The following is a 13,716-nucleotide window of genomic DNA, read 5'->3' on the forward strand; positions in this document are numbered from 1 at the left end:
TATTTGAAAACGCCGATAATATACACTATTTTGCGTCTGCATTCACAATCTGTGAAATAATTCCGGTGGTAGATACACCCTCTTCGAATAATAGCACGCGTACCTCGCCACCATTAGCGATAACTTCTTTTCCACCCGCTATTTCATGTATTTGATAATCGCCACCTTTTACCAATACATCAGGAAGTATGTTGGCGATTAAGGATTGTGGAGTGTCCTCACTAAAAGGCACCACCCAATCGACGGCGCTTAAGCCTGCCAACACTGCCATTCTGCGTTGAAGATTGTTTATTGGGCGCCCTTCACCTTTAAGTTTGCGCACTGAGTCATCGGTATTGACCGCAACTATCAATCTATCACCTAATGTAGCCGCTTCCGTTAAGTAAGCGACATGGCCTGAATGTAGTATGTCAAAGCAACCATTGGTCATCACAACCCGCTCGCCTTTATGCTGAGCTTGTTGCACAGCAAGACGCAATTGCTCGGCATTCATGACTCCACCGCCTTGGTGCACTTGGGCATTCACAGCAATCGCAAGTTCGGTTGTTGACACTGTCGATGTTCCTAGTTTACCTACCACGACACTCGCAGCATGATTAGCAAACTGACATGCTCGCTCTAATGGTAAACCCACCGCAATGCAGCAAGCCAGTGTTGAGATAACGGTATCACCTGCCCCCGTCACATCATATACTTCTTTAGCATGAGCCGGTAAGTGATACGCTTCTTCTTGAAACAAAGACATACCTTTTTCAGAACGCGTCACTAAGACCGCTTCTAAGTTGCACTTGCTCTTCAACTCTTGCGCTTTGTTAAACAATTCATCTTCGGATTCACATTCGCCCATCTCGCCTTCAAACTCAGACATATTAGGCGTGATCAAGCTTGCGCCATGGTACTTTCCAAAGTCGCTACCTTTAGGGTCAACCACAACAGGCTTATTATATTTGCGAGCTAATGAAATTAAGGATTGCGGGTCGGACAAACAGCCTTTGCTGTAATCGGATAGAACGACTAAGTCACTCTTTTGTACTTCTTGCTCAAATTTGGCGATTAATTCCGATTTATCATCTTTTGCAAAAGACTTTTCAAAATCTAAGCGCAAGAGTTGCTGATTGCGGCTAACAATGCGTAGTTTTGTAATGGTGTCTTGTGTGGCCACTTTAGAAAATTCACAACGAACATTCATTGCAGCTAAGCGATCGGTGAGTATTTGAGCAGCTTCGTCTTCACCGGTCATACCCATCAACACAACTTGAGCACCTAATGTCGCCGCATTAATGGCTACGTTTGCAGCACCGCCAGGACGGTCTTCTGAATCATCGACACGCACAATAGGCACAGGCGCTTCGGGAGAAATGCGTGAAGTCGGCCCAGTCCAATAACGGTCCAACATTACGTCACCAATAATAAGAATTTTTGCGTTACTAAAATCAGGTATTTGCATGATTAACTGTCTTGTGAATTGCTATTTTTTTTGAATTGCTTGAGAGTATAACAATGAATCAGAAAAAGTCAGATAAACCTTGGTTTATCTACCTCATAAAAAACAAACTAAACCAGCTTTATTGTGGCATAACGGTCGATCCAGCGCGTCGATTCTTTGAGCACGCGAGCAATCACCCGAAATGTGCGAAAGCACTAAAAGGCAAAGGCCCGTTGAACTTGTTATTTTGCGCTGAAGTCGGCACGCAATCTGATGCCTTAAAATTAGAATTATGGCTCAAAAAGCAATCACGGCAAAGTAAAGACAAGCTTATATTGGGCGCAACTAAATTACCCTTTGAACATTTGTTGATCGAAACGAAGCAAATTCAAAGCGAAACGATGCTGAAGATAAAAGCTAAGTTGTAAACATCAGTACGCTAAGTAAGCCGACTAGCTAGAAGATACTTGCCACCAATAAAAAATGGCTAATCAATCAATAATGGCTAGCTAACAAGGGATAAACCCTCGTGAAGCAGCAACGGCACGACAACCAATAAGCGCCACTTAAGCAATAAACAACTGCGCAACCAGCGTTGCCAACCCCACACTTAAAACAAACTCAATACTAGCAATACCAACATTGTGCTGTAAGTCCACTTCCTTCTTCCAATTAACACCGCTGAGAATAATCCGCTTTGAAATGTTCGTTAGTAACATGAGAAAAATAGAGAAGCTCACACCTGTAATAAGCCAACCAGTCATGTTGCTCACATAGGATTCAGGCTCATACACTAATATCGCGCCTGCAGACGACACCACAATGGCAGTACCAATTAAATTGCCCGAATGCTTAATTGCCAGAGCCATTTGTCCCTGACTTAGCGCTCTTTGTAAGCCACTATTTTGATTGTTACTCGCATATGAAATTTCGTAAAGGCGAGTCGTCAGTAATAGAATACTGAGTGTAATCATCGTTCCTGATAAAATGGCAACTAAGGTATTCACATCTGTTCCGACAGACCAGTTAATAATACTTTTAATAATAATTGCACTGGCAATAGAGCTGCTAGCGTCGATTAATGCTACCGATACGTTTTTCTCCGCTATTAATTTGTTCTTATCCATGCGATTTAAGACTAACTTGTCATGAAAAAAGCGCCCGACTCTTACCAAGACAATACCCACCGCACCATACAACAACATCCCTAAAGCAGATGCTTCGTAGCCAAGGTCCATATGTCGCCCCACTACTGCTGATAGCACGATAGTAAGCGATAACATTCTACCCGCCATACTAATGCCAAATGCGAAGTTATCTTTCTCGCCTAACTCATTTCGCACACTCAATTTGGTAAACCAACCCGATAATGAGCGAATAGATAGCAATAATAAGATGGCGATTGAGATATCGATGGCCAAATAAATCAGAATTTCTGATGATATAGGTACAAGTTTTACCAGTTGTTCCATTTTTGGGTAATCCAGACTACACATTTAGTTGAAAACTATACCATAATACAATTATTGTCGATTAAGCACATGAATTAAAATGCACGCATTACCAAATACTTTAGTTGAACGAGCTCAGCATGAACTAGCTGAATTTAAAATGAAGCTCGAAAGTGCTATATCGAAAGTTGAAAGTGTGGCTTCTAAAGGAAGCACAACTGCACGCTCGGAAAATCAAAATTCGAATAATGAAAATGCTCAAAATCAAGAAGGTGCAATAAGGTCTTCGTATTTTCAGCTGCTGGAAACGCATTCCGCTGACATCATCCGAGCATTTGCCCTAAGTGACTTTATATCTCGTACCGCACAACTCTACCCCATCGCGTTTATGCGTCTATTGCCAGAGCTTGTGAGCAAACAGCAACATGATGGGCAGAGTTACTCAGAATACTTCGAGCAACTTCAGACCAAACTGATGGAAGTGACGGATGAGGCTAGCTTGCATGCTGCTTTACGTCAATTTCGCCATTTAAAAATGCTCGCTATCGCCTGGCGTGATTTACTCTATAAAGCAGATATTAAGCACTCTCTGCTAGCTATCTCACACCTCGCTGATGTCTTAATTAACTCCGCTAATGCTTGGTTGTACACGAAAGCATGCGAGCGATATGGTGAGCCAGCTCCAGTGGACGTCAACTTTACCCATTCAGATTTGAATAACGAAGGCCCTAGATGGGAACCTCAAGAATTAATTGTGATTGGAATGGGAAAATTAGGAGGACGCGAGCTAAACTTTTCTTCCGATATCGATCTAATCTTCGTTTATCCAGAATCGGGGGAAACGAATCATTCGCGTAAGCCCATCGATCACCAAAGCTTCTTTACACGCTTAGCACAAAAGTTAATTGCCGCTTTGCATCAAACAACAATAGATGGCCAAGTTTACCGTGTAGATATGCGCCTGCGACCTTTAGGTGAAAGTGGTCCGCTAGTCGTATCTATGCCAGCTTTCGAATCTTACTACCTTGAACAAGGACGTGAGTGGGAAAGATTTGCTATGCAAAAAGCACGGATCATTAATCCAGATTCAGGCGCAGTGCGAGAACTAAGAAGTATCATCATTCCATTTGTTTATCGAAAGTATCTTGATTTCACAACCATTGAGTCCTTGCGCAACATGAAGCAACTGATCTCAAATGAAGTAGCAAGACGAAACTTGACCAACAACATCAAATTAGGCCGAGGTGGTATTCGAGAAGTAGAGTTTTTTGTACAATCACTGCAAATGATCCACGCCGGTAAGGTAACCGAATGTCAAAGAAAGTCTATTCTGGACTCCTTTGCTGCGCTTGTTGAACATCAATTCCTTAGCTCCAAAGATGCGAATGAACTGCAGGAAAGCTATTTATTTTTGCGCAAAGTAGAGCATTATTTGCAAGCATTTGACGATAAGCAAACGCAACAACTACCCAGCGAGCTTACTGACCATATTGATCATCAGAGATTGATTTTTTTGTTAGACAATGATTTAGGCCAAGTGCACTTTCATATGAAGCGAATCAACGCTCACTTTATGCTACTCATTGAAGAGAGCAATGAAGAGGACAACGAGGTATCAAATCAATCGTACTCGGATCTATGGTCTTTGAGTTTAGATAATGAGGAGATGACAGCGCTGTTTTTAACGCTGCTTACGCCGCACATTGCCGATGGAGAACAAGTTGCCGAAAAGCTTAGTGCCCAACTAATAGAATTCAAGAATAAGTGTACAAAGCATGTGATTGGTCAGAAAGGCAGAAACACACTCAGCAAGCTGATTCCACAATTGCTCGATGAAGTATTAGCTTATGATGATATTCAAATAGCTAATGAAGAAGCAAAAGAAGAAGTATTAGAAAAAGCCGAACAAAAAAGTACGAAGACGAAGACAAAAAGTCACGCAAACGAGCTATTTGAAAGAATATTCGACATCCTATTAACGATAGTTGGGCGCACGGCATACCTTGATCTACTGCTAGAAAACCCACCTGTTCGTGAGCGACTAATTACACTTTCTGCAAACAGTCACTGGGTGGCCAAGCAAATCAAAGCATTCCCTCTCTTACTAGATGAATTGCTACAACCTGCTTACTTGCGACCCGATCAAATTGATATAGCCACATGGCGCCAAGAATATGAAAACGAACTAAGACTGCAATTACTGCGGGTAGAGCCTGATGATGTTGAAGCGCAAATGGATGCGCTGCGCTACTTTAAACTAACTCAGCAATTACGCATTGCGGCAGCAGATATTAGCGGCACGCTTCCCATTAATAATGTGAGTGACAAACTCACGGTCTTAGCAGAAGTATTGCTTGGGCACGCTATTGATATCGCTTGGCAACAAATGGTTGAGCGTTATGGCGCACCGGAAGGCTATTCTATGCAAAATAAGGGCTTAGGCGTTATTGCATATGGCAAGCTAGGCGGTATTGAGCTTGGTTACGGTTCCGACCTTGATATTGTTTTTGTGCATGACATTCCGCTGTCTACAATGACCACTGGCAAAAAGTCAGTTTCTTGCAGTGAATTCTTCGTAAAGCTTGTGCAGCGTATCACCCACATATTCACAACAAAAACCTATCTGAACGACCTATATGAAATCGACTTAAGATTGCGCCCTTCAGGCAACTCAGGTTTGTTGATTAGTCATATTGATAGCTTCGCTAAATACCAAGCAAACGACGCATGGACATGGGAACATCAAGCTTTGGTTCGCGCTCGTTATGTATATGGACATGACAGCCTACGTGAGTCTTTTACCCAAGTTAGGCAGCAAATATTGGCGAAGAAAAGAGACGCTAACAAACTTCGTAAAGAAGTGGCTGACATGCGCGAAAAGATGCGCGTTCATTTGGATAAATCAGATGAGCACAGTGCGGATCTGAAACAAACATCTGGCGGAATTACTGATTTGGAGTTTTTGACACAGTATTGGGTTTTACGACATGCGAATGAATTTAGCGAGTTGAGCAAATGGAGCGACAACTTGCGCATTTTAGATTCGCTCGCAGACGTCAATGTGATCAGCCAAGAGCAGAACGAAACATTGCAGGAGGCGTACTTATTTATTCGCAACCAGTTGCATAAGTTGAGTTTAGGCGCTTTTGGCACTAACAAAAAGGTACCCAATTTAGATGTTCACATGAGTGTTATTCAACGCACATATGCGAGTGTTTTTGCAGACGAAACTTAATTAATGAAGCCGGTTTTTTGGCAGTTTTCTTTCACGTAAGTGCCGGCTCGCTCAGAAATAACGATAGTACGTTTTTTATTGCAGAAATATACATTCACTTCTGGGATGAAGTTGCTGTCTATTGCCCCAGCCACTTCATCTAGCGTACCTAATAAATTGTTTTCAACTAGAAATCGTTGGCGGATAATAAAGTCTTGGTTCAGATCCCAGATAAGCTGCATACCTTCTTCCTCGGCGTATTTCATTGCTTCAACTCTGATCGTAGTGTCTTTCGCAAAACTTCTAAATTTGTACTCGCCCTGCCAAGTTTCCTCTGGTGGTTTATCGACATTGGAAATTGCCACTAGGCGCTCAGTTTGGCTTTCTTCAGGTAGTTCTAAAGACACCACAAAATCGCCATACTCGGCTTGAATAGGATCTTTAGATGAGAGTCGAAACTCGCGATAGAAGTCTGCTAGATTTTCTTCTATGCTCGTACTTTCTTTTGGTTTATTGGCTTGCATCGAGTCATCGGGTTCAGGCATAAATAACAAAACAGCTATAGCCCCTATTAATACAACAAGGGCAAGTGCGATATGCTTTAACCACGACTTGGATACTTCTTTATTTGCCATTTACTCACCTAATATTTTATAGGACTTCTACGATAAGGCCTATCCGAATTGATTATGTGTATTAAGTTATGTGTATTAAGAGTTTCGAGCTCTAATACAAAGATTCGGGTTCATCCTCAGGACGGGTTTTGAAGCGCTTATGCATCCACAAATAACTCTCCGGCTGCTCATTAACCACTTTAAGTACGTCCTCGTTTAGCTTAGTTAGTGCTGTCTCTTGATTTGTATCGGCCAAATAATCAATTGGTGCACCAATTTTTACCTTGTAGCCCTTTTTGCTATGTTGAGACACGACCATCAAAGGAACACAATTAGCTCGATTGGCAAACATTAAAGTGGCCGTGGTGGTTGCCGTTCGCGCAACGCCGCCGAAGGGAACAAAGGCACTCGTACCTTTGCCATAATCTTGATCAGGGAAATATAAACAAAACTCGTTTTCGTTCATTGCTTGAATCAAGGCTTTCGCGTTACGTTTGTGTATCATGTATTTGTTAGAACGCGCTCGGCCATAGTATTGCATATAGTCAATTAAGGGATTGTTGTGTTTGCGATAAAACGCGATACATGGATATGCATAGCCAATAATGCGGCAGCCAATTTCCAAGTTCACGTTGTGTAAAGTAAGCCCGAATACGCCTTTACCCGATTCTAGCACTTTCAACGCATGCTCAAGACCTTCAACCTCTGCAACTCTGCGTACACGCCATTCTGGCCACCACCAGCCCATGCCCGTTTCAAATAAACCCATTGCCGTACGAAACACATTGTCTTTTAACACTTTTTGGCGTTTTTCTTCAGACCATTGTGGGTAACATAGCTCTAAATTACGCTTGGCTATTTTAATCCGTTTTGGTGCAAACCAAAAAAGCAGTTTCGCAATTACTCTAGCTAATAATTTGATGACAGGTAAGGGTAACCATGTGATGAGATATAAAACTGCTGCGCCAAACCACACGCCCCAATACCGTGGGTGAAAAAATGCAGCGGTGAAAGGAGGTGCCATTACAGCTTTAATTGGCTTGTTTGACTTTTCTACCTCTGGTGTCGGGATGCTTGCACCAGTTTTAATAGAGTTGTCTGCATCCTGATTGTTATTTTTTTTGTCAGTCGTTTCCACTTTAAACTCATCAAGGGACTTTTTGTGTATTCTACATCGTCGAGCTCTTCATATAAAGCAGTGGATTGTGGTATTCGACTGACGACTCTGCTGTGTAAGAATACAGATCAAAAGTGCTAATTAATAGTCTTGTTTAAATGCCCTGATTAAATGCCCTGATTAAATGCCCTAATTAATACTCCTTATCAATGCTCGTCAATTTCTTCTCGAAAGCATCAAACTGGCCCTGATTATCGTAATCAAAGTGATACTGGTTATGAAAACCGTAGCTAAGCTTCACTGTCGCATCCTCCAAGAACAAGGTGTAACCGTCGAAGTCTGTGTACGCTTTTATGCCATTTAGGTGATGTGCGCCATCTATATGCTTTCCGTGTTGGCGCATTTTTTCGAAGACCCTCAGCAACATCTTGTTATCGAGATTATTTTTCATTTTCCTTCCCTCCTTTCGTAAGCCAGCGTTATTACTTACATTAAATAGCAAGCAAAGAATTGTATCCACACTAAACTTATACACTGAAGAGCGCGTATGAAGATCAGTACAGAGTTGTAAGTAAATTGTGTTTCAGCACGATAAATAACTTGAGTAAATACGGATAGATAGTAATGCTTTTAGGCAATTCTGCACAAATTTTAATCAAATTATTTTGATCTTTATTTATTTTCATGTAGTATAGATTATTCAACTGGTCAGATGAGCGGATAAGTTAATTATGAGTATTAGAACAAACCTTAAAAAAGTATTACCACCAATTTCAGTAACTGAGCAAGAAGCTTTGGATGCTGGTGATGTGTGGATTGAGTCTTCAATTTATCAAGGCAAACCTGACATGCATGCCCTGCGCAGCCTTCCTCAAGCAACATTGAGCGCAGAAGAGCAAGCTTTCCTAAATGGTCCTGTGGCTGAATTGTTGTCTATGATCGATGATTTCGAATTAGGCAATAGCAAGCATATTCCACAAGAAATTTTAGATTTCCTTGGTAAGAACAAATTTTTCTCAATGATCATTCCAAAGAAATTTGGTGGTCTTGAATTCACGCCTTACGCAAACTCTACTATCGTAGCAACGATTGCAGCTACAAGTGGTGCGATTGCCGTAACCGTTATGGTGCCTAACTCTTTAGGTCCAGGCGAGTTATTAATGCACTACGGTACTGAAGCACAACAAAACTACTGGTTACCTAAATTATCAGTGGGTGAAGACGTTCCTTGTTTCGCCCTAACGAGCCCAGAAGCGGGTTCAGATGCGGGTTCTATTCCAGATGCTGGTATCGTGACCAAAGGCATGTGGGAAGGTAAAGAAGTCGTTGGTATCAGCGTGACTTGGGACAAGCGTTATATCACTCTTGCACCAATCGCGACAGTATTAGGCCTAGCCTTTAAAGTATTCGATCCAGAGCAATTGCTGGGTGATAAACTTGAATTAGGCATTACCTGTGCCCTACTTCCAAAATCACACCCAGGTGTTGAACTAGGTAACCGTCATGATCCGATGGGCGTAAAATTCTACAATGGTACAACGCGCGGTAAAGATGTATTCATCCCAATGGACTTCATTATTGGTGGCGAGAAGAACATCGGTCGTGGTTGGCAAATGCTAGTGAGCTGCCTAGGTGCAGGTCGCGGTATTTCGTTACCAGCGATGGGCGTTGCAACTGCGCAGTCAGCGTTTAAGTCAACGTCTGAGTATTCTTTTGTGCGTGAGCAATTCGGCGTTCCAATCGGTCGTTTCGAAGGTATTCAAGACAAATTGGCTGATATTGCTGGTAAAACATTCTTGCTAGAAGCAATGCGTGTGCTAACAACTGAAGGTTTAGGCGAAGGTATTAAACCAGCTGTTGTTACTGCAATTGCAAAATATCACATGACTGAACTTGGTCGTGACGTATTGAACTCAGCAATGGACGTTCAAGCAGGTAAAGCAATACAACGTGGCCCGCAGAACACATTAGCAAATGGTTATGCAGCCCTTCCTATCGCGATTACTGTGGAAGGTGCAAATATACTGACACGTAGCTTAATGATATTTGGCCAAGGTGCGATGCGTTGTCATCCACATTTGAAAGAAATGGTCGATTTGATCCACAGCGACGACAAAACAGCCGATGCAGAATTTAATAAGGTCCTAGGTAAGACGGTTAAATTTAGCGTTAAAAATGCTTTCCGTAGTATGGCAAATAGTTACTTACCATTTTTACGCTCGAAAGAGTCGAACCTTCCAATTGTTCGCCCTTATGAGAAACGCGTCAACGCATTGGCAGCAAAACTTGCTCCATTAGCCGACTTGTCTCTATTAGTATTAGGCGGCGACCTGAAGAAAGCAGAGCTATTGTCTGCGCGTTTAGGTGACGTAATGAGCTACTTGTATGGCGCAATGGCATCTATTCGTTTCTTTGAGCAACGAGTTCAAGACAGAGCCCAGGCTGAAGCTTATTTCCGTTATGCGATGGAATGGTCACTACAGCAAGCTGAAAAAGCGATTGTTGATTTCATCAACAACTTCCCGAACACACCAACGCGTGGTTTGATGAGAATGTTGACTAACACTTACACGTCTTCAGTAAGCCATATTTCTGATGACTTGGTACGTGAATTATCAACCGCTTCGATGCAAGATAGCAGCATTAAAGCGCAGCTAACTCACCTTGTGAAAGTAGTACCTGGTGACGGCAATGATATTAATGAACAAGCGTTTAAAGCAAAACATGCTGCAATGCCTTTACTATCAAAAGTGCACAAAGCGTTAAAAGCTGCGCCTGTTATCCCATTCATTTCCTTCGAGCACGCGGTGAATACTTTGCACACAGCTGGTAGCTTGACTGACGCAGAGCGCGCAACCTTGTTGGAGTACAATGAGAAACGTAAGTTGTCTGTGCGTGTTGACGAGTTCACTTTCGATATGGAATTGTTGACTGCAGAAGAAACTGATGGTCCTGCGGCAGGAAAATCTGAAGATTCAGCAGCAAACGCAGCTTAAAGTCAGAGGCTAGAAACGCACGAATTGTTTTCTAGCTCATTAAAATACTATAAAAGGCGTACACAATGTGTACGCCTTTTTTTTCACCCATTTATTAATTTCTGCTGTTATACTCGAAAACTCATGTGTTTTAACTGTTATTTGTTTTTTCAACGACATAATAAATAGGCAGGTTCATGCGTCAAAACGACATTTTTAATTCAAGCCAACAAGATACCCAATCTCGCCTACAGCTTTTGTACGGAAACGCCATTGGAGGTTTAGTTATCACCTTGCTATGCATGGGTGTCTTGTGCTTTGCTTTTGAAACGCCTGAACAACAAGCTCTCAAAACGACCCTCTTTATCGTTCTCGCGATAGCTCACACTCTGCGTTTAATTGATAACCTTTATACAAGAGCTCAGATAAAGAAAAATACTCTAAAACTAAAACCTACCGTGTTGCGATTTACCATCGGCATAGTTGCGAACTGCCTAATTTGGGCCAGCTACAGCTTTCTAATGGTGCCTCATATGGAAGCGGTTGAAATAACAGTAAGTGCAATCATCGTATCGGCCTTAGCGGGAGGAGCGACGACTATTCTAGCGCCATCAAGGTTATTAGCTATTGTGTATATGTCTAGCTTAATACTCCCTTTTGCAAGTATGGGTTTGTTCAGCGAGTTTGCTTATTTTAAGTTTGTTTCATTTTTAGGTTTTGGATATTGGACTGTGATGATTGCAACCTCAGGACAGGTTAGCGCCTTCATATCCGAAACACTTGCCTTAAAAAACGAAAACACATCCTTAATTAAATTGATGGATGAAGAGAAGGAAGAAGTTGACCGAATGAACGAGCAACTGACTAAAGCGAATCAGCAACTCGACACCTATACCCATTCACTTGAAACTAAGGTTGAAAATCGTACAGCCGAAATATATCGCTTATCTAATCTAGATCCGCTTACTAACCTAATGAATCGTAATGCTTTTTTACAGAAATTAAAAAGCACTCTGGAGGAAGCCTCTCTAAGCAAAGAACACTATGCTTTGTTATTTATTGATCTGGACGGTTTCAAAGACGTCAACGATGGATTTGGGCATAAAGTGGGTGATGCTGTTCTAAGTGAAATAGCAGTACGACTGCAAGAACTAGAGGTCGTGATGGGCCTTGATGACAAATCAGAAAACCTTTTGTGTCGCTGGGGTGGCGATGAGTTTTTAGTTTGCACGCAATATGTGGGTGCTGTGTCGCTTGCAGGCTTGGTTCAAGATATTTTAAGTAGCATATCAACACCCATGTCCATTGCATCAAACAATATTACACTAGGCGCAAGTATTGGCATTGCCAAATACCCTGATGACAGCAAAGACCCGCATGAGTTAATTCAATATGCCGATATCTCGATGTACTATCAAAAGAAAACGGGGCAAGGCTTTGCCAAGCACTTTACTCCAGAACTCTTCGATGAATTTCAGCATGATCAAGTGATTCGTGACGGTTTAAGAAGTGCACTGCACAATCGAGAGTTTTCCCTAGTTTTTCAACCCATAGTGGATATTGAAAATAAGAAACCATGGGCAATTGAAGCATTGTTACGTTGGGAACATAAGGGAAAAAATATATCCCCAGCCGAGTTTATTCCACTCGCCGAAAAATCAGGTCGTATCGTTGAAATTGGTGCATGGGTACTTTTGCAGGCTTGCCACGAAGCGGTTCTTTGGAAGTTTGAGAATAATCCTTCAGTATCTGTCAACGTATCCTCTCTACAATTACTAGATAAAGACTTTATTAACACGATTGATGAGACTCTGCGAAGCAGTGGCTTGCCTGCGGACCGACTTCACTTAGAAATTACAGAAAGCGTCATGTTAGAAAATGGAGAGCTCGCCAAGTCGCAATTAAAATCACTTGCAGACCGAGGTATCCACATTTCAATTGATGACTTTGGAACAGGTTTCTCTTCCTTGAATCAATTGCAAACTATGTCATTCGATATTATTAAGATTGATAGAAGCTTCCTACAAGGGCTAAATACCAAGGTACTTACCATTGTGTCGGCAACAAAACTAATTGCTGACGAGTTTTCTGCGATAACCGTTGCCGAAGGAATTGAGACAGAAACCGAATTGGCGGTTCTAAAAGACTTAGGAATTCGGTATATTCAAGGTTATCTATTTGCGCGCCCCATGAAAAGTAACGATCTCAAGAATTGGATTGAAACTTTTTAGCAAATGCCTTGATCACTTATTGTTGATCGTGCGTTGCTAGGCAGTATGTAAGAACCACCACACTATAAGAACCATCATCAATGGCACAACTCTATTACTACTATTCGGCGATGAACGCTGGAAAATCGACATCACTTCTACAATCAGCTTACAACTACAAAGAACGCGGTATGAATATCACTCTATTCACGGCTGCGCTCGACAATCGTTATGGCACTGGCAAAATCGCATCGCGAATTGGTCTTGAATCGCCCGCAAACCTTTTCACGCCAGAAACGGACTTATTTGCGGTAATGCGCAAAGAATGTGAGCATCAAAAAATCAGCTGTATGTTCATTGACGAAGCGCAGTTTTTAACCAAGCAGCAAGTTGTGCAATGTCTAAAGATTGTAGATGAACTGAAAGTTCCGGTGCTGGCTTATGGTTTACGCACCGACTTCAGAGGTCAAACGTTCGAAGGCAGCCATTATCTATTGGCATGGGCAGATAAACTATCTGAACTTAAAACCGTTTGTCACTGTGGAAGAAAAGCCAACTTCGTGGCGCGCCTAGATGCCAAAGGAAATCCAATATCCGAAGGAGACCAAGTTGATGTAGGTGGGAATGAGAAGTATGTGTCATTGTGTCGCAAGCATTTTACTGAGAAAGTACCTTTGGACTATCACTCAAACCAATAATAGAAGGCAGC

10 protein-coding genes are annotated in these 13,716 nt (G+C 42.0%); 5 read left to right on the forward strand and 5 right to left on the reverse strand.

The features are described 5' to 3' along the window. Positions 1 to 25 precede the first annotated feature (25 nt). Complete coding sequence (hldE, locus tag ACKLNX_RS08505) at positions 26 to 1,447, reverse strand: bifunctional D-glycero-beta-D-manno-heptose-7-phosphate kinase/D-glycero-beta-D-manno-heptose 1-phosphate adenylyltransferase HldE (protein ID WP_412972018.1); 1,422 nt, start codon at positions 1,445 to 1,447, stop codon at positions 26 to 28. Between the two features lie 53 nt (positions 1,448 to 1,500). On the opposite strand from hldE, the gene ACKLNX_RS08510 reads away from it, so the two are divergent. Continuing rightward, positions 1,501 to 1,854 carry a GIY-YIG nuclease family protein gene (locus ACKLNX_RS08510; protein WP_412972019.1) on the forward strand — a complete coding sequence of 118 codons (354 nt, stop codon included), beginning with the start codon at positions 1,501 to 1,503 and terminating at the stop codon, positions 1,852 to 1,854. 138 nt (positions 1,855 to 1,992) lie between these two features. Here the strand turns inward: ACKLNX_RS08510 and ACKLNX_RS08515 are convergent, their stop codons facing one another. Beyond that, positions 1,993 to 2,898: a DUF350 domain-containing protein gene (locus tag ACKLNX_RS08515; protein WP_412972020.1), complete on the reverse strand. Its 906-nt coding sequence runs from the start codon at positions 2,896 to 2,898 to the stop codon at positions 1,993 to 1,995. Between the two features lie 79 nt (positions 2,899 to 2,977). On the opposite strand from ACKLNX_RS08515, the gene glnE reads away from it, so the two are divergent. Beyond that, entirely contained in the window at positions 2,978 to 6,112 is a 3,135-nt protein-coding gene (gene glnE, locus ACKLNX_RS08520) for a bifunctional [glutamate--ammonia ligase]-adenylyl-L-tyrosine phosphorylase/[glutamate--ammonia-ligase] adenylyltransferase (RefSeq protein WP_412972021.1), read from the forward strand. On the opposite strand, the gene ACKLNX_RS08525 is transcribed toward glnE, so the two are convergent. The 3 genes from ACKLNX_RS08525 to ACKLNX_RS08535 all read right to left on the reverse strand — a co-directional run bounded on the left by ACKLNX_RS08525 (position 6,109) and on the right by ACKLNX_RS08535 (position 8,273). Then, the gene (locus ACKLNX_RS08525) at positions 6,109 to 6,726 is read right to left on the reverse strand and encodes a TcpQ domain-containing protein (RefSeq protein ID WP_412972022.1); all 618 of its coding nucleotides are present in this window, start codon (positions 6,724 to 6,726) and stop codon (positions 6,109 to 6,111) included. The genes glnE and ACKLNX_RS08525 overlap by 4 nt on opposite strands. Positions 6,727 to 6,817: 91 nt before the next feature. Further along, positions 6,818 to 7,729 carry an LpxL/LpxP family Kdo(2)-lipid IV(A) lauroyl/palmitoleoyl acyltransferase gene (gene lpxL / locus ACKLNX_RS08530; protein WP_412972071.1) on the reverse strand — a complete coding sequence of 304 codons (912 nt, stop codon included), beginning with the start codon at positions 7,727 to 7,729 and terminating at the stop codon, positions 6,818 to 6,820. Positions 7,730 to 8,015: 286 nt separating this feature from the next. Continuing rightward, the gene (locus tag ACKLNX_RS08535; RefSeq protein WP_411693018.1) at positions 8,016 to 8,273 is read right to left on the reverse strand and encodes a DUF3081 domain-containing protein; all 258 of its coding nucleotides are present in this window, start codon (positions 8,271 to 8,273) and stop codon (positions 8,016 to 8,018) included. Between the two features lie 280 nt (positions 8,274 to 8,553). Between ACKLNX_RS08535 and ACKLNX_RS08540 the strand changes: the two genes are divergently transcribed. The 3 genes from ACKLNX_RS08540 (at position 8,554) to ACKLNX_RS08550 (ending at position 13,705) form a co-directional block, all read left to right on the forward strand. Then, complete coding sequence (locus tag ACKLNX_RS08540; RefSeq protein ID WP_411693019.1) at positions 8,554 to 10,818, forward strand: acyl-CoA dehydrogenase; 2,265 nt, start codon at positions 8,554 to 8,556, stop codon at positions 10,816 to 10,818. Between the two features lie 176 nt (positions 10,819 to 10,994). Next, entirely contained in the window at positions 10,995 to 13,028 is a 2,034-nt protein-coding gene (locus ACKLNX_RS08545) for a putative bifunctional diguanylate cyclase/phosphodiesterase (RefSeq protein ID WP_412972023.1), read from the forward strand. 80 nt (positions 13,029 to 13,108) lie between these two features. Next, positions 13,109 to 13,705, forward strand: a complete 597-nt coding sequence (locus tag ACKLNX_RS08550) for a thymidine kinase (RefSeq protein WP_412972024.1) — start codon at positions 13,109 to 13,111, stop codon at positions 13,703 to 13,705. Positions 13,706 to 13,716 lie beyond the last annotated feature (11 nt).

Source organism: Glaciecola sp. MF2-115 (assembly GCF_047250385.1).
Taxonomy (GTDB): Bacteria; Pseudomonadota; Gammaproteobacteria; order Enterobacterales; family Alteromonadaceae; genus Glaciecola.